The organism is Pseudomonas sp. TE3895 (genome assembly GCF_056278855.1).
This window is the reverse complement of record NZ_JBWBQE010000001.1, coordinates 3,717,166-3,741,128: the sequence shown is the minus strand read 5'-3', so window position 1 is coordinate 3,741,128 and position 23,963 is coordinate 3,717,166. Positions and strand designations below refer to the sequence as shown.

Here is a 23,963-nt window from a genome sequence, read left to right as displayed (position 1 = left end):
GATGCGTAAGCCTCCTATCCCGCTTATGTTGTGCCTGAGCCTGGCGGGTTGCATGGTGGGGCCAGACTACCAGCCCCCGAAAATCGACACCCCCGCTGCCTACCGTTATGCGGACAAAGAAGCAAAAGACCTGTCGAATACGCTGTGGTGGGAGCAGTTCCACGACCCGGTTCTGAATGAACTGATCCGCACGGCGCTGCTCGAAAACAAGGACATCAAAATTGCCGCCGCGCGGGTCGAAGAATTCCAGGGCCGTTACGGCCAGACCCGTTCTCTCTTGTTTCCACAAGTCGGTCTGGGGGCCCAAGGGCAGCGCTCCCGTTCGCCGCAGGACACCGGTCCGGTCTCGCTGGACCCGTCGGTGGATCCGGTGTTCAACAACTACCAGGCCATTCTCAGCGTGAACTGGGAGCTGGATATCTGGGGCCGGTTGCGCCGCCTGGATGAATCCGCCCGTGCCGATTTGCTGGCCTCGGAAGAAGGCCGTCGAAGCGTGATATTGAGTCTGGTCGCTTCGGTTGCGTCGAGCTACGTGACCTTACGCGACCTCGACCGGGAACTGGAAATCGCCCGCACGACCGCCAAGGCTCGCGGTGAGTCCTACGAAATATTCAAACTGCGTTACGGTGCCGGCACCATTTCCGAAATGGAACTGGCACAGAATCAATCCGAACTTGAGCGCACCCAGGCGTCAGTTGCGCAACTCCAGCCCTTGGTCGCGCAACAGGAAAACGCCTTGGCCGTGCTGCTTGGGCGTAACCCTGGGCCAATCATCCGCGGCCGTGACCTGGCCCAACTGAATCTGCCAACGGTGCCGGCCGGCTTACCATCAGACTTGCTTGAACGGCGACCGGACTTGCGTCAGGCAGAACTGAATCTGATATCGGCCAATGCACAGATCGGCGCTGCCAAGGCTCAATACTTCCCGACTATTTCCCTGACCGGCCTGTTAGGTTCCGCCAGTAACCAACTGTCGAACCTGTTCACTGGACCCGCTTCCACCTGGTCCTATGGTGTGGCGCTAAGCATGCCAATCTTCACAGCCGGCGGTATTGCCGGGCAGGTACAACAAGCTGAAGCCATCCAGAAACAGGCGCTGCAAATTTACCAACAGTCGATTCAATCGGCGTTCAGGGACGTGGAAAATGCCTTGGTCGCATCGAGCAAATCCAGAGAACGGATGGCCTACCAAGCCAGGCAAGTCGAGGCACTGAGGACTTATGCCCATTACGCTCGGTTGCGCTACGACAACGGCTATACCAGCTACATCGAGGTGCTGGACGCCGAGCGCAGCCTGTTCGACGCCGAATTGGATTACACCCGCACCCGCGGTTCGGTGTTCACCAACATGATCGATCTGTACAAGGCAACCGGTGGTGGCTGGGTGACCGAGGCGGACAAGCTGACAGCAACTGCCAACCAAAAGCGACCATGAGCATGATGCAGACGCCATGTCGGCAGACCGTTTTAGCCGTGCTACCGCCAGCTGTAGCTGTACCTTGGCCCGCTCGAGGTTAAACACTTGCGCTGGAAGGACAGTGGCGCGGGATGACGGATCCGGTTCACAGACAAACCACAACACGCTCCCGCCAAGGCTATGAAATGTGCGGTTTTCCAAGCGGAGCATCCACGCAGTTCAGGGGCAGGCTGCTACGCTTTTGTAAAGGGACCGAACCATAACGCGATCTTGCTCCTGAACAACTTCGACTTCGTTGAGCAAAGGAGTGGAAATGTCTCCCAGTAAAAAAAAGTCCGTCAAGGGTGCGGCTCGAGAACCAAAGTTCGGAATTTACGAGCCGACTTTTCGCTCGCGAAAAGAACGCCTGAACGCAGGAGAGCAGATACGCGAGAGCCTGCCACACTCATCTCACGCAGTGTGGAAACCACCGCGCAAGCATCGTAACCCTATCGATCTCCTTGAAGCGTCCAATCGATATAGGCTCCCCAGTCTAGTGCCCGTGCGCTATGGACGCATGTTGCGCAGCCCCTTCACCTTCTTGCGCGGTTCTGCGGGATTGATGGTTCATGACTTGGCCAGCCTCCCCAACACCGGCATTCGGGTACAGGCGTGCGGTGATTGTCACCTGTTGAACTTCGGACTGTTCGCGACACCCGAGCGCAATCTGATTTTTGACATCAATGATTTCGACGAAACCCTTCCCGCCCCCTGGGAGTGGGATGTCAAACGCCTGGCGATCAGCTTCGCCGTCGCGGCTGCAGATAACAGGCTCAGCGAAAAAGATGCCCACGCGATCGCCGTCAAATCCGTTAAAGCTTACCGGGAACGTCTACGCGAGCTTTCGAAATTGAGCCCGCTGGAAGTCTGGTATGACCACCTGGATGCACAAACGATCATCGATATGGCCCCCAATGCCAAAATCAAAAAAAACCGTGAGCAATTGATAGAAAAAGCCAAGGTTCGAGTCGGCGATTACCTTTATCCCATGATCAGCAGTGAAGTGGCGGGCCGTCGACGCCTGATCGATCAACCCCCTGTTCTGTTTCATATCTATGAAAAGGACTTTGATAAACGGGTGCATGCGGCACTGCAAGACTATCGATTATCGCTACCCCATGAACGCCGCACACTGTTTGATCGGTACCGTCTCGAAGACTTTGCCGTCAAAGCCGTCGGAATAGGAAGCGTCGGCACCTATTGTTTTGTCGGCCTGTTCTTTTCCGCGGAGAACCACCCCCTGCTTCTGCAATTCAAGGAAGCGTGCCCTTCCGTGTTGGCGCCTTACGCGGGAAAAAGCGAGTACGAGAACCAGGGGCAACGCATTGTCACAGGGCAGCGGCTGATGCAGTCTTCCAGCGACATTTTTCTGGGCTGGACGCAAGGCCAAAAAGGCCGCCATTTCTTTGTGCGGCAGTTGCGGGACATGAAAATGTCCGCGCCGATCGAAGGCGCAACGACCGTACAAATGAAGCTGTACGCCGAGCTATGCGGTCGTACCCTCGCGCGTGCCCATGCAAAATCCGGGGATGCGGCACTGATTAGCGGCTATTTGGGTAAGTCGGACTCCTTCGACCAGGCCATCGGCAAATTTGTCATGACCTATGCAAAGCAAAATGCAAAAGACTATGCCGCGTTGGTAGCCGCAGAAAAATCCGGACGGATCAAAGCATTGAGAGAAGAAGACTGACACCGCCGCCCCGTGCTGTTGCCTTAACCGAACGCGCTGAATGCCATTACCTGAGGCCCACCAAAAATGCGTCATGAGGCAACACTATGGATCACCAGACCTCAGTGCCGAAGATCACGCACCTACCGTACCGTATCCGCCTGTTGGTACTGATCGCCACGGCGTGCTACGTCGGAGGCTGCGGTACGCTGGGGCCGACCTCGATACAGCGCGATCGCACAGATTACGGCACAGTGATTGCCACAACCTGGAAAGAACAGACACTGCTCAATATCGTCAAGTTGCGCTACGCCGATGCACCGGTGTATCTGGAAGTCTCTTCGGTGATCAGCTCCAGCGCCATACAAAGTCAGGTCAACCTCGCAGCAGGCTGGTTTTCGGGATGGCCCAACGACGGTAGCAGTCAGGCCATAGGCGCATCCGGCGTTTACACAGATCGTCCAACAATCAGCTATACACCGCTTTCCGGGGAGCGGTTCTCACGCTACTTGTTGCAACCCTTATCTCCTGAGGCCGTTTTTTCGCTTATTCAGGCAGGCTACCCGGTCGACCGCGTGCTGCAATTGACCGTCCGAGCAGCGAATGGTGTGTACAATCGATCGGTATCACCTACACGCTTGCGTGCCGCAGATCCACGTTTCTATGAGCTATTGGATGCGTTAAGGCGGATACAGCGTTCGGAATCGCTAGGTGTAAGGGTCAGTACCCGCGCGAACGAAAGAAGCGAAGTGCTCATGATCGAACGTGACATCCCCGATGATGTGGAGAAGGATCGCCGTACCGTACGAAAGATTCTTCACTTGCGGCCCGACAAGGATGAACTGACACTTACTTTCGGTATGGTATCCAGGAGCGATACCGAGATTGCGCTGCTGACACGCTCCATGTCAGAAATCTTTCTGGAACTCGCCGCGACGATCGAGGCCCCTGCCGCGCATTTGCAAGATGGGCGAGCAAACCCCATGCCTCCCGTGCCCGATCATCCCAGTCCGTGGGACGATCCTCTGGTTCGCATCCATTCAAGCGAAGAGCGACCCGCCGATGCGTATGCTGCTGTGCACTATCGCGACTATTGGTTTTGGATCGACGACCACGACATGAAATCCAAATCGGAGTTTTTGTTCATACTGGTACTGTTCTCTCTTGCCGAAACAGGCGTGGCGCCGCAGGCCCCTGTGATCACCGTACCCGCTAACTGATGTGCCAGTCATTATCCGTACCCTGCCAAGCTCATATCAAAGGCGCTGCCTGCGGATTGAGCATTAGCCCCCTATTCGGCCACGCGTTGCACGTTGCCGGACCAAGGTTCAAAACATTGAACGCGGCAAGGAGTTTGCGATGGCTGATTCAAGCAAAAAAATGAGCCTGGTCGGGCTCACGACGCTGGTGACAGTCAACATGATGGGCTCGGGGATCATCATGTTGCCTACCAACATGGCTCAACTGGGCGCCGTCTCGCTGTTGTCGTGGCTTTTCACGGCGATCGGCTCGATGGCCATCGCTTATTGTTTCGCCCAGTGCGGCGTCTTCTGCTCACGCTCTGGCGGGTTATCCGCCTACACTGAAGAGGCTCATGCGAAGTCGGGTTTTTTCCTCTGCTCGTACCTGTACTTCCTGTCTCTGGCCATCGCCAACGTGGCCGTGGCCATCTCTGCGGTGGGCTACATGACCGCTTTCTTGCCCTGGCTGGGTAGTGGTGCCATCCCGTTGTGCATAGGCACCGTCGGGCTAATCTGGCTGACCACCTTCGCCAACTTCGGCGGCCCCGGCATCACCGGCAAGATCGGTGCTTTCACGGTCTGGGGCGTGATCATTCCGGTAGCGGGCCTTTGCATCATCGGCTGGTTCTGGTTCAAGCCCGATGTACTGGTCGCCGCCTGGAACCCTAACGATCTGCCGATTTCCGAGTCCATCGCCAAAGCCATTCCTCTGACCCTGTGGGCGTTCCTGGGCATGGAGTCGGCGGCCCAAGCCACCGATGCCGTGGAAAACCCCAAGCGCAACGTGCCACTGGCCTGCCTGTTCGGTACCTTGGGAGCTGCCGGTGTCTATATACTGTCGACCACCGTCATCCAGGGCATCATTCCCAATGCCGATCTGGCCAAGTCCACGGCCCCCTTCGCGCTGGTCTACGCCACGATGTTCAATCCATTGGTAGGCCATATCGTCATGGCCCTGGCGGTCATGGCGTGTGTCGGCTCGCTGCTGGGGTGGCAATTTACCTTGGCGCAAACTGCCAAGATGACCGCCGACCAGAACCTGTTCCTCAAGTTCTTCAGCAAGGTCAACGCCATGAACGCCCCTGTCGTCGGCATGATCGTCTGTGGCGTGCTGCAAACCTTGATGGCCCTGTCGACCATTTCACCGGATGCCGCCGCCCAGTTCAGCAAGCTGGTCAACCTGGCGGCGGTGACTAACCTCATCCCATATTTAACCGCGCTGACTGGTCTGCTGGTCATCATGTACAAGGCCGGTGTCTCAACGACGATCTACGCGCGCAACCTGGTAGTGCTGCTGGTTGCGGTGACGTACTCCTTGTATGCCCTGTATGCCTGCGGCAAGGATGCGGTGATGGGCGGCACCCTGGTGCTGGCCTTCGGTTACCTGCTCTACGGTTTCCTCGCCAAGCGTTTCACCAACACGCTGCCAGCCGAACAGGCCGGGGCCGACAATCCTTAGGCGCGGCAGACAGGACTGCACAGACATCTGCATACGGGGAAACCGGACATGAACGTACCCTTTATCAAAACCACCCGTTTTTTGCTCGCTCTGGCGTTTTTGACGCTGCCTTTGATGGCCAGTGCCTCCACACTTGAACGCGTGCGCAGCAGCCACAGCTTCATCATGGGCTACCTGCCAGACCTGGCCCCCTTCAGCACGCAGGAAGGCGACAAAGCCAGCGGCTATGCCATCGAGCAGTGCCTTAAAGTTGCAGACAAGCTCAAGCGCGAACTTGGCCTGCCGGACCTGCAAGTGCGCTACCAGCCGGTTACGGTTTACGAGCAGGTCAGTGCGGTGAGCCAGGGGAAAGTCGATATTCTCTGCACGCCGACTCCGCCCACTCTGGAACGGCGCAAGACGATCAGTTACGCCATACCGATCTACACCGCCGGTCTCTCTGTCGTGGTGCGCAAGGATGCCCCCGAATCGCTGCTCAATGTGCTCAATGGCAAAGTCGCCAATAGCGGACCGACCTGGCGAGCAAGCATCAACAACGGTCTGGCCAACCACACATACGCCACCATTGAGGGCGGTGTAACCGAAGACTGGATTCGCGAAAGGATGCGCCTGCTTGGTGTAATCGCTTCACTGGTTACCGTGGCCAACAACGATGAGGGCATCAAGCTGGTCGCCGACGGCAAGGCGGACGCGTTCTTTGCCGAGCGCATGTTGCTGAAAAACGAAATAGCCAAGGAAGGGGCTCCCAAAAACCTGATGCTCCTGGACCGCATATTCGAGTACTCGCCGGTGGCGATGATGGTGGAGCGCAATGACGACGACTTCCGCCTGCTGGTCGATACGGCCTTGAGCGAAGCCTATCGTTCGGGCTCCATTGAAAAGGACTACGACAAATACTTGGGAGGGACCAACGATATCGTGAAGAAATTGTTCAGGGTGTATGCGTTGCCCGAGTGACATCAATCACTACAGGCCGTTTGCAAGCAGCCTTCCAGGCGCTGTATGAAAAGCCGTCTCAAGGCTTTTCATACAGACGCTAACCTTGGCCGCAGGTCACTAGGAGAAACGCCATTTCCTGAGCGTGGCAAGTGTCGAGGAAACCATGGGATACAGCCTGCCAATCCACGGGCAAAAGAAACGGCCTCTGAGGTCGTTTCTTTTTTTGCGTCTTTGATCGAACTTAGGAAACCCAAGACTCGACCACATCAGATCCATATTGAGCCTTCCACTCCTTCAGCAGTTTGTGGTTGCCACCTTTGGTCTCGATGATCTCGCCGTTGTGCGGGTTCTTGTACTGCTTAACCTGACGAGCGCGACGAGGTGCTTTCTCTGCGGCAGCAGGTGCGGCACGGCGACTGGCCTGTGGATCCAGAAGGTTGATGATGTCACGAAGACTATAGCCATATTGGCCCAGCAGATCGCGCAGTTTGGTCTCAAACTCGATTTCTTTCTGAAGCTCACGGCTGCCTTTCATGGCCTCCAGTTCGGCCAACTGGGCGGCCAATTTTTGCTCAAGTTGTCTAAATTCTGCCAGACGCGACATGGGGATACTCCGAAGTTGGACAGGTGACCTTTAGAACATCCTAACGCAGTTTAAATTCAAACCGAAATGAAAATCGGGGCCACCTGCTCCACTTTCCTGTTGCAGTGCAAGCGCCACACCGCCAATGTCTCATTTAGAGATGCCTGAATTTGAAACCCTCCAGCCTGACCTTGGCGAGTAGAAAGTTATCTACGCTGACACGCGCCAGCGCTGCATGGCCCACTCAGCCGACATTACGACTACCGCAACTGACAGAGCCTAGAACTCCACCCTCCCCCGACCCGCCTTGACAGCGCTGCGCCTGGCTTTTCCTTCGAGGCGGCGGGTCTTGGAGCCCAGGGTCGGCTTGGTGGGGCGACGTTTCTTATCGGTCTTGCCAGCGTTGATGATCAACTCGGCAAGACGCGCCAAAGCGTCCGCACGGTTCTGCTCCTGTGTGCGGTACTGCTGGCCCTTGATGATCAATACGCCGTCGCCGGTGATACGACTGTCACGCAGCGCCAGCAGCCGCGCCTTGTAAAACTCGGGCAACGATGAAGACGGGATGTCGAAGCGCAGGTGCACGGCGCTGGATACCTTGTTGACATTTTGCCCGCCCGCGCCTTGCGCGCGGATGTATGTGAGTTCGATTTCGGCATCCGGCAGATGCACGTTATTGGAGATGGTCAACATGATAGGGCCCTTTTCATTCCCCATTATCACAGACTGCGCCGCTGTCCCATAGGACAACACATAATGCTCTGTCCGTTCAGGGTCATCGTGAGCGCCGCCACGCAGAAAGCTGCACCTGAGCGCTAGGCCAGCGCGTACAAACTGAACCTGCGGGGACAACTGACCGAGTGTGAAGGCCCAAGAGGCGATCGTTACTGCATTGCCTCGGCCACTGTCATCACCCACTCGGACGAGTCCCCATGGCGTTCGTAATTGGACGCGCAGGCCACGATGCCATGCTTACGGAGCGTGTCCTTGTCCTGCCGGTCAACGGCCGTAATCATTCAATGAGCGTTAGCGGACGCTCGGGTTTTCCAAAGCGAAAGCAACACGCCGCCAATCAGAAGGCCGATGGTAACGCTCAACGATATTTCGACTGGCACTTTACCCACAACGCCATGAAGGAAGATTTTCGCGCCGATAAAGACAAGCACCAGAGCCAGGGCTTACTTAAGGTAAACAAAGCGACTGATCATCGCAGCCAATGCAAAATAGAGCGCGCGCAAGCCGAGAATTGCAAAGATGTTCGACGTATAAACGATGAACGGATCCTGCATGATTGCAAAAATTGCAGGCACGCTGTCAACAGCAAACACTAAATCTGCACATTCAATCAGGACAAGTGCAAGGAATAGTGGCGTCACCCATAGCGTTCTTTTCCCTGACACGTCAGGCAGCGAACCACAAAGCGTTGACCGTGCAATTCCTTGGTGATGCGCAGGTATTGTGTGACATTCCTGCACATAGAAATTGCCCGAGCGACTACGTTTCAGCTCGCCCCGGGCAACGCGGTCCAGGCCAGCGTCGATCTTGTCCAGCAGTTTTCTCCCACTCCAGCAGCCACAGGCGAAGCGGCTTCCTGCCTCTGCCTGCTCAAGAGCACGGACATGATTTGCAACCTGACCTTAATGTTATGTTATAACTATCCACATTAAGCCTTACCTCTGGCTCGCCTGCGAACCGGGCCCAGGGAACGGAAGGCTGGATGAAGCTGACCAACCCCTTCCCCGGCTGGAACTGATTCATACCCCTTGCTGCTACGTGCAAGGCTCCCACCACTGGATAGACATGATGAGCTCAGCATTACCCGACGTTTCCGTCACCGACCTGGCCCCCAGCCTAAGCCCGTTGCAATGGGTCGGCATGCAGGGTATCGACCTGCCGGTAAGGATCGAAGAAGCGACCTACCAGCACGAGCTACACGCCCGGGCGGATGTCCAGGTCGACCTGCCGGCACCGCACGTCAAAGGCATTCACATGTCCAGGCTGTATCGCCTGCTGGACGCCTGGGGGCAGGCTGCGGCGGTGTCGCCGGCAAGTCTCTTTGCGCTGTTGCAGGAGATGATCGACAGCCATCAGGATTGCGATAGCCGCAATGCCAGGTTGCGCCTGGATTTCGACTTGTTGGTTCGCCGCCCTGCGCTGGTGACCGAGGGCCTCTCTGGCTGGAAGTCGTACCCGGTTCACGTGCTCGCCACGAAGGTCGGCGGGGCACTGAACCTGAGTATCGAGGTCAGGATCGGCTACTCTTCGACCTGCCCGTGCTCGGCCGCTCTCTCCCGACAATTGATTGAGGACGGCTTCCTGCGAACCTTCAAGGACCAGCCGCTGCTCGAAGCCAGCGCCGTCGCGCAGTGGCTGCGCAGCAATGCGTCGCTGGCGACGCCGCATAGCCAGCGCAGCGAAGCTCGGGTGCGCGTCGCGGTGCCTGCCGATGCCCCTAATCTCGGGTTGCTGGGCCTGATCGACCAAGTCGAAGGCGCCTTGCGCACGCCGGTTCAGACCGCCGTGAAACGGGCTGACGAACAGGCTTTCGCGGCACTCAACGGGCAGAACCTGATGTTTGTCGAGGATGCTGCGCGGCGTATTCAGGTAAGCCTGCAGGGTTACCGCGATAGCCAAGTGCACGTTCGCCACCTGGAAAGCCTGCACCCGCACGATGCCTCGGCCTGGTCCGCCCCGCAGGCATCTGGGCCTGACCAACAAGAATCATTTGCAACCGGTAATGAGCGCTAACCACTGGTGTTACGTTATTACATCTAATAACATGCGCATCCCAACACATGAACATTTTCTCATCAGGATTCATTTGTCAGGCCTGACGCAAGACGGGCCGCTCTACTCGCAAGGGTTTCTTGTCATCTGTGATGCAGCACCGCCCGAAGCAGGGGCGGCTCGATGTTGGCATCGAGTGCAGCCTGCACAGCCCACACCGTGGCGCCTGATGGTGTATCCGTCGATCCCCTTCGAGCTCGTGGACAGTGCCCAAGTCAGGACGTACCAAAAATGCAACGTTATAGCGTGAAAAACGGAGACTTTACGTGAACCCTCGTGCACCCCTTCTGGCCGGCCTGACGCTGGGCTTGTTCGGCCAGCCGATTTCAGCGGCACAACCCTTGCTGCTGAACGAAACCTCCATCACCGACGCCTACCTCGAAGAACGCGCCGACGGGCCGGTGCAAGGCTATCGTGCCAACCGCTCTGCCACCGCCACCCGCACCGATACCGACCTGCGCGACACACCGCAGAGTATCGACGTCGTGCCCGCGCAGGTGATCAAGGACCTCAACACCACCCGCATCGACCGCGCCCTGGACTTTGCTGGCGGCGTGTCGCGGCAGAACAACTTCGGCGGCCTGACTTTCCTCAACTACAGTGTGCGCGGCTTCACCACGGGCGAGCTGTACAAGAACGGTTTCGCCATCAACCGCGGCAGCTACAGCGCGCCGGACACGTCGAACATCGAACGCATCGAATTGCTCAAAGGCCCGGCTGCCAGCCTGTACGGCCGTGGCGACCCTGGCGGGCTAGTCAACATCGTCACCAAGCGCCCCCAGGCCGAAGCCTTCAGTACGCTCACGCTCAGCGCAGGCAGCTGGGACCGCTACCGCACCGCCCTGGACGCCAACTCGCCGCTGGACAGCGAGGGGAATCTGCTGGGCCGGATCAACCTCGCCGTCGAAGACAACGACAGCTTCCGCGATCATGTCGGCAGCGAGCGCCGTATCGTCAGCCCCTCCCTGAGCTGGCAACTGTCACCCGACACCCGACTGATGATCGACACCGAGTTCTCCCGAACCGAGTCGGTGTTCGACCGCGGCATTCCGGCGGTCAACGGCGAAATGGGGTCGGTCAAGCGCTCGACCTTCCTTGGCGAGCCGAATGACGGCGAGATCCGCAACGACAACCAGACCCTCGACGTGGCGCTGGAACACGTGCTCAACGACAACTGGACGCTGCGCCTGGCCAACCACTACACCCAGGGTACGCTCAAGGGCAACAGCTCCGAACCCCAGGCCCTGGTGGGCACCACCATCACGCGCTTCTATCGCGAACGCGACTTCGAATGGAACGACAACATCACCCAGGCCGAGCTGCACGGGCAGTTCGAGCTGGGTGGCTGGCAGCATCAGACCCTGGTCGGGCTGGAGTACGAAAACTACCGCAACAGCCAGAAGTACCCGCAAAGCGCCACCTCCGCAGCGTATGGGCTGGATATCTACAACCCGGTATACGGCAAGCCGAAGCCGGCCATCACCCGTGCCAACGACTTCTTCGAGCACACTGAAAGCTATGCGATCAACCTGCAAGACCAGATCGCCTTCACCGAGCGCCTGCGCGGGTTGCTGGGCGTACGCCTGGAGCGCTTCGAGCAGACCTCGCAGAACCGCACCACGGGTCTCAGCAACAGCCAGGAAAAGGACGTTGCCACACCGCGCATCGGGGTGTTGTACCAACTGACCCCGCAAGTCGGCGTGTTCGCCAACGCATCCACTTCGTTCAAACCCAACACCATCGGCACCCAGGGCCAGGTGTACAAGCCTGAAAAGGGCTTGGGTTACGAGACCGGGGTCAAGCTCGACCTTCTCGACAGCCGCCTGGGCGCGACCATCGCCCTGTTCCATATCGACAAGGAGAACGTCATCACCACCGACGCCCTTGGCGAGAGCGTGGCGGCGGGCGAAGCGCGCAGCCAAGGCCTGGACCTGCAGTTCAGCGGCCAGCTGACCGACGCGTTGCGAGTGATCGGCGCCTACGCCTACATCGACGCCGAGGTCACCAAGGGCGACGCAGCCCTGCCCAAAGGCAGCGACTTGCTCGGCATCGCCCGTAACAGCGGCAGCCTGATGGGCGTGTACGAATTCCAGGACGGTGCCCTGCGCGGCTCGGATGTGGGCGCAGCGGTGAACTACGTCGGCGAACGCTCCGGCCAGGCCGGCAGCGACTTCACCCTGGACGCCTACAGCACGGTCGACCTGCTGGCGCACTACAAGGCCAGCGAACAGGTCACCGTCGGCCTTAACCTCAACAACCTATTCGACCGCAAGTACTACGAACGCTCGTACAACAGCGCTTGGGTGCTGCCCGGGGAGCCACGCAACTTCAGTGTCAGCCTGACCCTTAGCCTTTGAACCGAGGAACCATCATGCATCCATCGTTGAAAGTCGCTTCCCTGTTGACCCTGATGGTCAGCGTCAACGCAGGCGCCCACGGCCTGTGGACCGAGGAGCGACGTGGCAGTATCGAGGCCGTGTACGGCCACGGCGCCGAGGATAACGCCTACAAGGCGGAAAAGATCAAGCGCGCCTGGGCGTTCGACGCGACCGGGAACATGGTCCCGGTCACGGTCGAGCGCCTGGCGGATCATGCCGTGCTGCAACCACTTACCCCGCCTGCGGCACTTGCCGTGCTGCTGGACAACGGGCCTTGGTCGCAGCGCCCGGACAAGCAATGGGTCAATCAGGATCGCACCCACGTCAAGGATGCGATCGCCTCCACCCACAGCTTGAAATACAGCCTGGCGATCTACCAGAGCGGCGCCCGCCTGCCGAAACTGGACATGCTGCGTTTAGCGATCGTTCCCCTGAGCGACCCTCTGCAAGTCGGGCCAGGCAAGACGCTGGAAGTGCAGGTACTGCTCGATGGCAAACCGGCTGCTGATATCCCGCTGCAGGGCGATTACCGGGGCGCCCCTCACCAGGTCAGCGCCACCACCGACAAGCAAGGCCGGGCACGTATCACCGTACGCAATGAAGGACTCAACATCATCGCGGCCCAGGCTACCCTGCCAATGGCAGACGGCAGCCCCGTGGCCCAGCAGAGTCTGTTCAGTTCACTGACGTTCCTGGGTGAGCCGCACCACGAGTAACATAAGCGACCTACCTCGGCCGTGACGGCCGAGGTATGGCAGTTAGAGACGTTCGGAATGAGTGCCTGCAACCAGCATCCGCACCATGTCCATCGGCACAAGCCCGGCTGCGGCCACACGGCAATCGAACACGATGGGCATGTCGATTACCTGCATGATGGGCACTTGCATCACATGCAGAGCGATCATGTCGATGAACACATTAGGTCGCGTTTGCCGAGCCCCCAGCGCTAATTGAAGAGGTCAACACTTGCGGGCGCTCCTCGGGCGCTACCACCGGGGCAGCAGGCATCCGGTATTGGTTCTCCCACTTCGCCACAACCAGAGGCGCCAGTGCGTTGCCCAAGACATTCAGCGCCGTGATCGGCATGTCCATCAAGCGATAGACTCCGGCGATGAATGCAATACCTTCCACCGGCAGACCGGCACTGGTCAGCGTAGCGGTCAAGATCACGAACATGGCACCCGGGACGCCGGCTGCGCCCTTGGAGGTCAGCACCATGATGATGATCAGCATCACCTGGTCAGCCAAGCTCAGGGGAATTTCATACAGCTGCGCGATGAACAGCGTGCCGATGCCCACGAACAGCGATGCGCCATCCAGATTGAAGGAATAACCCGTAGGAATAACCAACGTAGCAATCGAACGCGGCGCACCGTAGGCCTCGACCTTTTCAATCAGCTGGGGCATGACAGTCGCCGAGGCGGCAGTACTGAACGCCAGGATCAACTCATCCTTGATCGCCTTGATCAGGTCGAAGATGTTGATCCCTGCAACCTTCGCGATGCCGCCCAGCACGACCACGCCGAACAGAATGACCGCGACGTAGGTGACGGCAATCAGTTTTGCCAGAGGCAGCAACGCGGAAAGCCCGAAGTTGGCTACCGTCACGCCGATCAGGCCAAAGATCCCGATGGGTGAGTAGTGCATCACGATATGCGTCACCTTGAACATCGTCGCGGAAATGGCATTGACTACCGCGATCAACGGCATTTTCTTCTCTTTGTCCAGAGCACTTAGCCCAAAGCCGAACATGACCGAGAAGAACAGGACAGGCAACAGCTTTCCTTGCGCCATTGCACCGACGATATTGTCCGGGATGATATTGAGGATGACTTGAGCAAACCCTGTGCTCTCCGAGGTAGAGGGAAGCGAGAGCGATTGGGTGTTTGTCAGCGTCGTCAAGTTGGCACCTACGCCTGGCTGCGCAAGATTGCCAACCAGCAGGCCACACACAATTGCGATGCTGGTCACGACAAAGAAGTAGAACAAGGCTTTCACCCCTACCCGCCCTATCGCCTTGCTATCACCATTGCCTGCAATCGCGCCGACCATGCACGCGAATACAAGGGGTATGACAATCATCTTCATCATCTTGATGAAAATATCGCCGACGGGTTGCAAAAAGCTGCTGATTATCCAGGCTTTGTACTCGGGAAAGAAATTGAGAAGTGCCCCCACTACAACCCCGAGCACAAGACCTACAATAATTCTAGTCACCAGACTAGTCTTCGCCATACGTCCTCCAGTTATTATAATTTGGACTGTACATTGGCCGGCAAAAATGCCAAACACATCGTTGGAGCCTGTTATTTTTATTGAGTGGCCACTCATCGATACACGCCTCTTATCTCACGCAGACAAAGCGGGAGGCGCGTCCCGAAGGTTTATGCCAATCAGCTGGCAAATACACCTTCAAAGTCCTTGAACCCTTTGATCTCGATCGGGTTGCCACTGGGGTCCAGGAAAAACATCGTTCGCTGCTCCCCAGGTTGGCCCGGGAATCGTACAACCGGCGGTATGTCGAACTGCACGCCATGAAGCGCCAGGCGATCTGCCATCGCGAACCAGTCATCCAGATGCAGCACCAAGCCGATATGCGGCATCAGCACTTCATGGTCGCCGACTTTACCGGTACGGGTAGTTGGAAAAGGAACACCTTTGTGAAGCGAAATCTGATGACCGAAGAAATCGTAATCCACATAAGTTTCACTCGTACGGCCTTCTTTGCAGCCGAGAATGTTACCGTAGAAGTTACGAGACGTTTCGAGATCTGTGACGTGGTACGAAACATGAAATAACGATTTCATAACTAACCTCTTTGCTTCGTGATAGAACTTTTGGGGAGGTTAGCGTAGCCTCGCGCACGTGCTAAAGCGCATTTTTCCATCTCTCAGCGAAAGGAAATGTTTTGGACACTCGATTTCTCGAAAGCCTGATGGCGGTGATAGAAACTGGCTCGATTGCAGCGGCTGCTCGACGGGAAAACCTGACCGCACCTGCAGTCAGCCAACGTATACAAGCACTCGAGAAATCGCTGGCGTGCGAACTCCTGAACCGAAGCGCACACGCTGTCGAACCTACCGAGAAATGCCTGTCGTTGCTGCCGAAAATTCGAGATCTGATCCAGGGGGCAGCAGAGCTGAAAGAGAATCTGGACACCAGTAGCCTGTCCGGGTACCTCAAGATCGGCGCGATTTCTACAGCGTTGACAGGCCTATTGCCGGAGGCCATGAATCAGCTATCAAGTATTGCCCCGCAACTGAGGCTACGCATCACGCCAGGGGACTCGCGCAGTCTTTACGAACAAGTAGCCTGCGGAGAGCTCGATGCGGGAATCATGGTATGTCCGCCCTTCACCGTCCCCAAAACCATTCGTGTACAGGTGCTTCGAGAAGAACCCCTGATGCTTTTGACCAAAGACCCGATTGACAAGCGCGACATCCGCTCGACGATTCTTGGTCGAAACCTGATTCGATATGACTCAAATGCCTGGGGTGGGCAGATTGCACAGCAATATTTGAATGACAATAACCTGCAACCCGATGTCCTCTGCAATCTGGATGCGCTAGATGCAATCTACATCATGGTCGCAAAAGGTATGGGGGCCTCCGTCGTCCCGCTATGGGCGGGATTGAAAACTGACGACGTACAGGCAACGCCCGTGTCGGACGCTGACCGCTACATGCGCCAGGTAGTCCTGCTTTACAAGTCCAACCCCAGAAGGCCTAAAGCGGTGGAGGTTTTGAAGGAACAGCTTATGAATAACTGCAGCTTCCCATCGATCACACACGCGCTGCGTTGACTGCCTCAGCCATCATGCTTGAACTGACTCGGGGCCGGATCTCACCACGCCCATACTGGCAACAACAGGAGTGGCGGCCTACCTCTCCAAGGGTGTCGCCCATCTCGTTACCCCTGCGCATTTTAACCCGGCTGCAGCCGGCATGCCGCGCGCTTGTTTGCACACGCGGGCAGTGGACTTGTGCTTTACGAACTCCGCGCTCTTGCTGCCGAACTCATCGGTGAGCACTGAGTCTCGGTGGGCCTGTACATGAAGCCGACATTGCTGCGATAGCCCTCCCCCGACAGTACCCGATTGACTATTCGTGCTTGAAAAATCCCCCCTGTTCAGATGCACCAGAACATGTAGAATCCCTCGCCAACCTCTAAACCTGATCATTCAGTTGTCACGCCGAGTCCTGCAATGAAGCTGGCCCACCACACACGATCACAGGTCGCCTGGGTGCTGTATTTCAGCATCCTGTTCGGCTCGTTGCTGTGCGCCATGGGCCATGGGCAAATGGCCGGGTTGCGCCTGGCTGGCATGGATGATGCCGCCTGGTGCGCGGCCGACAGCAGCGGCATGGTCCAAGGTGAGCAAGACTTCAGCGATCCGAGCCTGCCTGCCGGCGGTGACTGCGTGATCGCCAGCCTGTTCAGCGCCACACTGCTGGCCGTCTTTTTCGGCCTGCTGACCCTGCTCGCCGGCGAGCCGGGCAGCCCTTTACCCAACCAACCGCCGCCACGCCTGCCCAGGCAGCGCTGGCCACTGGTCAATCCCCGCGCCTCTCCCGCTTCGCTTCTCGCGTTCTGACATCGCCACGTCCCCGTGCCGCCTGATCGGCAGCGGGCGTGTGCTCACCGATTTCAGCCAGGAAGCCTTGCATGTTCCGCATGACCACTTTGGCGCTGCTCGTTGGCAGCGCAACCTGTGCCTGGGCGCAGGATGACACCCTGACCCTGCCGGCCAGCAATGTCACGGCCACAGCCAATCAACCCACGGAGGCAACCCGCCTTGACCTTGATCGCCCCATCGAAAGCGGCTCGCGGCTGAACCTGAGCGCCAGGGAGAACCCCGCCTCCGTCAGCGTTGCCGACCGCAAGACCATGGAGCGCATTGGCGCACGTAACTTCCAGGACGCCGCCAATGCACTGCCCGGGGTTAACGCCTCGGCTCCGCCCGGCTGGGGGGGATATGTGGCGTACCGAGGGTTCAACGGTGCCCAGATCAGCCAGTTGTTCAATGGCATCAATTTGCAGTATGGCGGCGCGGCGCGCCCGGTGGGCGCCTGGATCTACGACCGCGTCGAATTGCTCGGCGGGCCCTCCTCCTTCCTCAACGGCAGCGGCGCTGTCGGTGGCAGCCTCAATTTCATCACCCGGCTGGCAAGCCGTGACGAAGACACCTTCGAAGGGCGCGTCAGCTATGCACGCTACGACACCATGGAAACGTCGGTCGCCTTCAACAAGGCGCTGAACACGGGCGACGGCCCACGCCACTATGCACGCCTCGACTACAGCCGCACCAGCACCAACGGCTATATCGATCGCCAGGAGAATGGGGCCGGCAACCTGGCCTTCTCGCTGCTTAGCGACATCAACGATCAGCTCTCGCACACGCTGGCCATCGAATACCTGGAAGAGCAAGAGGACAGCCCTTACTGGGGCACACCGGTATTGCAGCCACTGGTCGGTACCTTACACATCGACAAGCACAACCGTTTCAACAACTACAACGTCGAAGACGGTCGCTACGAGCAGCGCACCCGGTGGCTGCGCTCGATCACCGACTATCGCTTCGACGACAACACCCAACTGCGTAATACCTTCTACCACTACAACGGCCAGCGCGATTACCGCAATCTCGAGGTGTATCGCTACAACGCCGACAACAGCGCCATCGCTCGCTCCGGCGGCTATCGCCAGCGGCACGACCAGGAGGTCAACGGCGACAAGCTGGAGCTGACCCACCAGGGCCAGTTGTTCGGCCTGGCAAGCGACTGGGCGTTCGGCATGGACTACAGCACCAACCAGCAAACCAACTACCCGCTGTCCAAGGGGGCGTTCGACACGGTTGACCCAAATAGCTTCGAACCCGGGCACTTCCTCGATATCCCCGGCATGGACGCGCCCATGACCAAGGGCAGAACCACCACCACCGACACCACCTCGGCCTTCGTCGAGAACCGTACCCGCCTGACCGATCAACTGTCATTGATCACCGCGCTGCGCTACGACCATATCGACTTCGACGTGGTCGACCATGTGGCGCGAGCCAGGCTCGACCGACGCTGGGACGCCATCAGCGGTCGCCTGGGCCTGGTCTATGACCTGACCTCCAACGTCAGCCTGTACACCCAATACAGCACCTCGGCCGAACCACCAGGCGGTACCCTGACCAGCGCCTCGATCAGCCAGGTCGGCGACTTCGACCTGAGCACCGGCCGTCAGGTCGAGGTAGGCAGCAAGTTCGACTTCCTCGACGGCCGCGGCTCGGCGACGGCAGCGGCGTATCGCATCGTGCGCAAGGATATCTCCGTGCCCTCCTCGACCGTGCCCAACACCACCGAGCAGGCGGGCCAGCAGACCTCCACCGGCATCGAGCTGGCAGCCTCGTTCAAGGTCACGTCCAAGCTGCTGGCGGCGGGCAACTTCAGTTGGGTGAATGCCGAATACGATGAGTTCAACGAGACCATCGGCGGCGTGGTGTACTCGCGCAAGGGTAAGAACCCGGTCAACATCCCCGACCGCGTGGCCAACCTCTGGTTGACCTACGACCTGGCGCCCGGCTGGCAGGTAGGGGCCGATGCCCGCTATGTCTCATCGGTGTACGCCAACACCGCCAACACCGCATGGGTACCGTCGTACACCGTCTACGGGCTGTCCATGACCCACGACCTGGACAAGCACGTGCAAGTCAGCGCGCGGCTGCGCAACCTCACCGACGAGGTGTATGCCCGCTTCATCCACCAGACCAACACCCAGTACTACCTGGGTGAACCGCGCAGCCTGGAAGTCGCTGTGCAGTGGCGCTACTGATGAGCGTGGAGCCAGCTGTACCTGTGGCACCGCTGGCTGGGCATCGTCGCCTGCCTGTTCATGGCGCGGTGGTTCGTCTCTGGGGTTGCCATGCTGTAGGGCGGCTACCCCAAGCTGACACCGACCGAGCGCCTTGCCCACCTGCCGGCTTTGCCGGCGGGGTGCTGCGCCGAGTTGCCCGACCATTGGGCGCAACAGCCGCTAAAGGCGCTGCGCCTGTTCGCCTGGCTGATGCGGGTGTTCAGGGTGGCCGCCAGCATGCGCAGTCATTTAGCCCTCAGCGTGGTGCACCTGCGACAAAATGGCCTGCCACGCAATGTATACAGCCCGCAACGGATGCGGCTCAATTCGCGCCACGTTCGGTCGGGTGACTCATGCTTTCACCTGCACGTGCACAACTTTGTCTGTTCGCCTGCTTCGCCCTGCTGTTCAACCTGCTGGCGATGCCGCTTGACCGTGCCTTGCAGGCCCCCCGCATCGACAGCCAGTCGTTGATATTTGGCAGCTTCTGCAGCCTGCACGGTGCCCAGAGCCTGCCCAAGTCACTGTTGACCCAGCTCAAGGCAGACCTGCCGCAACTCGACCATTCCCCTGAACCCAAGCATCAGCGTGGTGACTGCTGTTGTGGCCATGCCAGCCATGCCTTGGCAGGCGGTGATTACTACCGCCATCTGTTCCCCCGCTACTGGCCGGCCGACCTTCTACTGGGAGACCGTCATGCCTTGCCGCTGCCACGAGAACAGTGGCCTCGGCTGAATCCCCGCGCCTCACCCCTGGCCTAAACCGTCGCTGCTGTCTTGTGGTCATGGCGTGCGCTGCACGACGCCTGACCTTGCCCGACCGTTTTTGCCAGGAAACCACACATGCCTGCGTCCCGTTGCACCGCACGCGCCGTATTGCCCGTGCTCGCCTTGTTCGGCCTCAACCCACTGTCACTTGCCATCGCTGAAACACTGCCTGCCGAAAACTCGGTACTCACCCTCGGCGCGGTCAATGTGACCGGCACCGACAGCGGCCCCCTGGCCACAACCAGCGTGCTCAGTTCGGTGGATATTCTGGGCGGTGACATCCTCGAGAAGATGCCAGTTGCCTACAGCTGGGAGCTGTTTCGCCGGGCACCGGGGGTGATGCTCACCGAGTTCAACCAAGGCACCACCTCCGGCAAGCTTTCGTTCCGCGGTTTCAATGGCGAAGGCGAAATCAACGCCGTGAAACTGTTGATCGACGGCATTCCCAGCAACACCAATGACGGCAACATGCCCTTCATCGACTCGGTGTTCCCCATGGACATCGACAGCATCGAGGTGGTGCGCGGCACCAGCGACCCGCGCTATGGCCTCAACAACATTGCGGGCAACGTCAACATCAATACCCGTACCGGCGGCAACTACAACAAAGCGCGCATGCGTTATGGCAGCTTCAACACCCGCGAGGTGCAACTGGCCAAGGGCATCGAGACCAGTAACTGGACGCAGAACTACTTCTTCGCCCGCCAGCAGGTCGACGGCTACCGCGACCATGCCGACACCGAACGCTACAGCTTCGGCGGTAAATGGTTCTACACCCCGGACGATGGCAACTACCGCGTGGGCCTGATCGCCCGCCATTACGAGTCCGAAGCGCAGGAGGCCGGCTACCTGACCGAGGACAACGCCCGCCACCACCCGCGCATGAGCAACGACTACAACGCCACGGACAAGGGCACGCGGCGGATGAACCAGGTCAGCCTGCATTTCGATACCGAACTGGCGCAGACCCTGTCCTGGTCCGCCAGGACCTACGTCAACACCTTTGACGACCGGCGCTGGACCCAGTACTGGAGCAGCAGTTCGCAGCAGGAACGCGACACGTACGAAACCCAGTACGGCGCCATTACCTCGCTCACCTGGCGCCCGCAGGTCGACTGGCTGCATGCCTTCGCCCTGGAAGGCGGCAGCGATATCCAGAAGCAGGAAAACCGCAGCGAACGTTACCGCACGCTCAACCGCGTGCGGCAGGCGCAAACCCGCGACCAGCGTTACGACTTCAACACCGTGGGGGCCTATGTGCAGGCGGAGATCGAACCGGTCGAATCGCTGAAGATTGTCCCGGCGTACCGTGTGGACAGGATCAGCGGTGACTTCACCAACGAGATGACCGGCCTGGATTACGACATCAACGACTACGGCCTGATCAAACAGCCCAAGCTCAGCGTGGTCTATTCACCCTGGAAGGTCGCCAGCGTCTATGCCAATTGGGGCAGAACGTTCCAGGTGGGTACGGGCGCGGCCGCCTACAAAGTACCACCGCGCAACGAAGACCTTTCTCCGTCGATCAACGAAGGCTGGGAAACCGGTGTCAAGTTCACGCCAGCCGGTTGGGTCGATGGCCGCTTCGCCTATTGGCGCCAGGACGCCACGGGCGAGGTCAGCCGCCGTCTGAACGACCCCAGCGGCGAGTCGGACAACGTCGGCGAGACACGCCGCTGGGGCTATGACCTGCAGGTTAACCTGCACCCGGACGCACGCACCGAGATGTGGATGTCCTATTCCTGGCAGTACTCGAAAATCCTTGAGCCCAGCAGTGCCTTGCCAGCCAGCAAAGGCAAGGAAATCGACCACGTGCCACATCACCTGTGGAACACCGGCATCAGCTACCAGGCCACCCCTGCCCTGCAATTGACGGCCTGGATGAATGGCCAGACCCACTACTACCTGGAACGCGAGAATACCCAGGGCCGGTATGGCGGTTACGTACTCACGAACCTTGGCGCGACGTACAAGGTCACCGAAGCGATGAGTGTCGACCTGCAGTTGAAGAACCTCACCAACCGCTACTATGAGTACGTGTGGTACGACCCGGATGGTGCGGAGGCTTCCCTGCACGCCCCGGGTGACGGTCGTGCGCTGTATGCCGGCGTGACGTTCGACTTCTGAAAGCCTGCACGTTGGTCGGCGCCAGTGGCTCGGGCAACGCCCTCAGTGGCCTTGGCTTGCTCGACCGCTTGTTGGCCGTCGCGATCAATTGGCTTTCGAAGTGCCGGAAAACACGCTATGTTCGTGATTGAACTTGCGAGGGGAAACTGTGCAGCCAAGGCAGCCTTCGATCAAGAAAAGGATCCGCGCAACGACGTGAAATACGGGAAACGTCGCAGGTGCCGTAACCGTGGCGATAAGCTGTGCTGCACTGCCACTACTTACCGCAACGCTTTCTGAATCCAGCAATCGAACAGGGCGAAGGGCATCACATGTGAACGCCAGGAGGCTTTTCCAGGACGCCGTCAAAGTGCCAGAATCCGCTACCGGTCACATGCGGCGGCGCCAGCCATGACAAACCTTGATCCCGGCGATGAAGTAGCCTACTCCGTACGGAGGGATCGGCTTGAACAGCTGTTTGTCCAGTCGGCGCCCGCTGTGCTTGGCAGCTTCCTGGCCGCCGTCATGCTGTGCTGGTTGGGCTGGGAGCGTTTCGACCCGCAAAGGGTCATCGTGTGGATGACGTTATTGGGCCTGTCGACCGGCGTGCGTACCGCCATGTTCTTCGCCTATCTGCGAGCACCGGCCAACCAGCGCACGGCCGAACGCTGGGAGTGGCGTTACTGGGTCACGCTGATGCTGTCGGCGGCTATCTGGGGCTGGGGCGCCTTTGCCGTAATGCCCACCGACGACGCGCTGGGGCAGACGCTGATCATGTTGTTTGCCGTCGGCATGTCTGTCAGCGCGGTGTCGTGTTACTCCTCCTACCGCAACATGACCCTGGTGTCGATGGGCCTGGTCTTGCTACCTTCTACAGGCTGGCTACTGTTGCAACCTTCTACGCTGCAACAAGGGATAGCCTTGGCGGTGCTGGTGTTCGCCTGGTTCGTGGTCAGCGCGACGCAAAGCCTGTCCTCGGCATTGACGACGGCCTGGCGCCTGAAACACGAAATGCAACGCGCGCATCGGCTTGCCATGGTGGCCTCGTGCACGGACGAACTGACCGGCCTGAACAACCGACGTGCTTTTTTCGACAACGCTTCGGCGCAGCACGCCCAGTGCAGGGATGCGGGTACATTCATGGCCGTGTTGATGCTGGACGTCGACCATTTCAAACAGATCAACGACACGTTCGGGCATGCCGCAGGCGACCAGGTGCTGCAACGCATCGGTGCAGCGATCAGTGCCAGCCTGCGTGACAACGACATTGCCGGCAGGCTGGGCGGCGAGGAGTTCGCCATCCTGCTGCCCAATACGCCGCCAGACACGGCGATTGAGGTTGCCGAGCGCCTGCGGGCCCTGATAGCCAATCTGCGTGTGAATGATGAACACCCGGTCACCGCAAGCATAGGTTTAGCGTTCGCGAAGGCCCCTGCCTCTGAGCTCGGCGCCTTGCTCAGCAGTGCAGACAGCGCCATGTACCTTTCCAAGGTATCGGGCCGTAACCGGGTCACGGTCGCCGAACCGGAGCAGGAGGCATTGCGCGAGCAGCACTAGCCCATCCAAAGAATGGCTATGCAGGGTCCTGGGCCACGGCGTCACCCGGGGCTGGGCGCAGCGTGCGCACGGCATCGTCAAACAGGTGTAGGTTGGCATGGGCCTGCAGCCGTTGCGGCAAGCGTGCGTTGGCAATCGAACCCCGCAAGTCGTGCCAATGCTGAACAAGTTGTTGCAGTTA

19 protein-coding genes and 2 pseudogenes are annotated in these 23,963 nt (G+C 59.0%); 15 read left to right on the top strand and 6 right to left on the bottom strand.

The window, feature by feature from the left end; genetic code table 11:
- The first annotated feature begins 1 nt into the window (after position 1).
- The 5 genes from ACZ889_RS16795 to ACZ889_RS16775 all read left to right on the top strand — a co-directional run bounded on the left by ACZ889_RS16795 (position 2) and on the right by ACZ889_RS16775 (position 6,782).
- Entirely contained in the window at positions 2–1,435 is a 1,434-nt protein-coding gene (locus tag ACZ889_RS16795) for an efflux transporter outer membrane subunit (protein ID WP_476258023.1), read from the top strand.
- Between the two features lie 295 nt (positions 1,436–1,730).
- The gene (locus tag ACZ889_RS16790) at positions 1,731–3,146 is read left to right on the top strand and encodes a DUF2252 domain-containing protein (protein ID WP_476257591.1); all 1,416 of its coding nucleotides are present in this window, start codon (positions 1,731–1,733) and stop codon (positions 3,144–3,146) included.
- Between the two features lie 86 nt (positions 3,147–3,232).
- Positions 3,233–4,345, top strand: a complete 1,113-nt coding sequence (locus tag ACZ889_RS16785) for a hypothetical protein (protein ID WP_014861893.1) — start codon at positions 3,233–3,235, stop codon at positions 4,343–4,345.
- Positions 4,346–4,484: 139 nt separating this feature from the next.
- Complete coding sequence (gene potE, locus ACZ889_RS16780; protein ID WP_476257590.1) at positions 4,485–5,825, top strand: putrescine-ornithine antiporter; 1,341 nt, start codon at positions 4,485–4,487, stop codon at positions 5,823–5,825.
- Between the two features lie 48 nt (positions 5,826–5,873).
- The gene (locus ACZ889_RS16775; RefSeq protein ID WP_476257589.1) at positions 5,874–6,782 is read left to right on the top strand and encodes an amino acid ABC transporter substrate-binding protein; all 909 of its coding nucleotides are present in this window, start codon (positions 5,874–5,876) and stop codon (positions 6,780–6,782) included.
- A 223-nt stretch (positions 6,783–7,005) separates the two neighbouring features.
- Here ACZ889_RS16775 and ACZ889_RS16770 read toward each other — a convergent pair whose 3' ends face one another.
- From ACZ889_RS16770 to ACZ889_RS16760, 3 genes and pseudogenes are all read right to left on the bottom strand, one after another.
- On the bottom strand, positions 7,006–7,368 hold the full coding sequence (locus ACZ889_RS16770; RefSeq protein WP_004374858.1) for a histone-like nucleoid-structuring protein, MvaT/MvaU family: 363 nt from the start codon (positions 7,366–7,368) through the stop codon (positions 7,006–7,008).
- Positions 7,369–7,626: 258 nt separating this feature from the next.
- Entirely contained in the window at positions 7,627–8,040 is a 414-nt protein-coding gene (gene arfB / locus ACZ889_RS16765; RefSeq protein ID WP_004374860.1) for an alternative ribosome rescue aminoacyl-tRNA hydrolase ArfB, read from the bottom strand.
- Positions 8,041–8,363: 323 nt separating this feature from the next.
- Positions 8,364–8,797 (bottom strand): annotated as a pseudogene (locus ACZ889_RS16760) (TerC family protein); the annotation flags it as partial.
- Between the two features lie 353 nt (positions 8,798–9,150).
- On the opposite strand from ACZ889_RS16760, the gene folE2 reads away from it, so the two are divergent.
- The 3 genes from folE2 to ACZ889_RS16745 all read left to right on the top strand — a co-directional run bounded on the left by folE2 (position 9,151) and on the right by ACZ889_RS16745 (position 13,228).
- Positions 9,151–10,095: a GTP cyclohydrolase FolE2 gene (gene folE2, locus ACZ889_RS16755; protein ID WP_265980319.1), complete on the top strand. Its 945-nt coding sequence runs from the start codon at positions 9,151–9,153 to the stop codon at positions 10,093–10,095.
- Between the two features lie 305 nt (positions 10,096–10,400).
- A complete protein-coding gene (locus tag ACZ889_RS16750; protein ID WP_180688146.1) occupies positions 10,401–12,491 on the top strand; it encodes a TonB-dependent siderophore receptor in 2,091 nt (696 codons plus the stop codon).
- Between the two features lie 14 nt (positions 12,492–12,505).
- The gene (locus tag ACZ889_RS16745; RefSeq protein ID WP_180688147.1) at positions 12,506–13,228 is read left to right on the top strand and encodes a DUF4198 domain-containing protein; all 723 of its coding nucleotides are present in this window, start codon (positions 12,506–12,508) and stop codon (positions 13,226–13,228) included.
- A gap of 42 nt (positions 13,229–13,270) precedes the next feature.
- Here ACZ889_RS16745 and ACZ889_RS16740 read toward each other — a convergent pair whose 3' ends face one another.
- The 3 genes from ACZ889_RS16740 to ACZ889_RS16730 form a co-directional block, all read right to left on the bottom strand.
- Positions 13,271–13,417, bottom strand: coding sequence for a hypothetical protein (locus ACZ889_RS16740; RefSeq protein ID WP_175442727.1), 147 nt, complete (start codon positions 13,415–13,417; stop codon positions 13,271–13,273).
- Between the two features lie 13 nt (positions 13,418–13,430).
- Positions 13,431–14,747: a cation:dicarboxylate symporter family transporter gene (locus ACZ889_RS16735; RefSeq protein ID WP_033725482.1), complete on the bottom strand. Its 1,317-nt coding sequence runs from the start codon at positions 14,745–14,747 to the stop codon at positions 13,431–13,433.
- 158 nt (positions 14,748–14,905) lie between these two features.
- Positions 14,906–15,319, bottom strand: coding sequence for a VOC family protein (locus ACZ889_RS16730; RefSeq protein ID WP_004374879.1), 414 nt, complete (start codon positions 15,317–15,319; stop codon positions 14,906–14,908).
- A 101-nt stretch (positions 15,320–15,420) separates the two neighbouring features.
- Between ACZ889_RS16730 and ACZ889_RS16725 the strand changes: the two genes are divergently transcribed.
- The 7 genes and pseudogenes from ACZ889_RS16725 to ACZ889_RS16695 all read left to right on the top strand — a co-directional run bounded on the left by ACZ889_RS16725 (position 15,421) and on the right by ACZ889_RS16695 (position 23,782).
- A complete protein-coding gene (locus tag ACZ889_RS16725) occupies positions 15,421–16,314 on the top strand; it encodes a LysR family transcriptional regulator (RefSeq protein WP_180688148.1) in 894 nt (297 codons plus the stop codon).
- Positions 16,315–16,716: 402 nt separating this feature from the next.
- Complete coding sequence (locus tag ACZ889_RS16720; RefSeq protein WP_014861864.1) at positions 16,717–17,106, top strand: DUF2946 family protein; 390 nt, start codon at positions 16,717–16,719, stop codon at positions 17,104–17,106.
- A 71-nt stretch (positions 17,107–17,177) separates the two neighbouring features.
- The gene (locus tag ACZ889_RS16715; RefSeq protein WP_180688149.1) at positions 17,178–19,331 is read left to right on the top strand and encodes a TonB-dependent receptor; all 2,154 of its coding nucleotides are present in this window, start codon (positions 17,178–17,180) and stop codon (positions 19,329–19,331) included.
- 60 nt (positions 19,332–19,391) lie between these two features.
- Positions 19,392–19,511: pseudogene (locus ACZ889_RS16710) on the top strand (hypothetical protein); the annotation flags it as partial.
- A gap of 194 nt (positions 19,512–19,705) precedes the next feature.
- Positions 19,706–20,113 (top strand): DUF2946 family protein, encoded by a 408-nt coding sequence (locus tag ACZ889_RS16705; protein WP_108078632.1) that lies wholly within the window; start codon positions 19,706–19,708, stop codon positions 20,111–20,113.
- Positions 20,114–20,194: 81 nt separating this feature from the next.
- A complete protein-coding gene (locus tag ACZ889_RS16700) occupies positions 20,195–22,246 on the top strand; it encodes a TonB-dependent receptor (protein ID WP_108078631.1) in 2,052 nt (683 codons plus the stop codon).
- Positions 22,247–22,723: 477 nt separating this feature from the next.
- Positions 22,724–23,782: a GGDEF domain-containing protein gene (locus tag ACZ889_RS16695; RefSeq protein ID WP_144000569.1), complete on the top strand. Its 1,059-nt coding sequence runs from the start codon at positions 22,724–22,726 to the stop codon at positions 23,780–23,782.
- Positions 23,783–23,963: the final 181 nt, after the last annotated feature.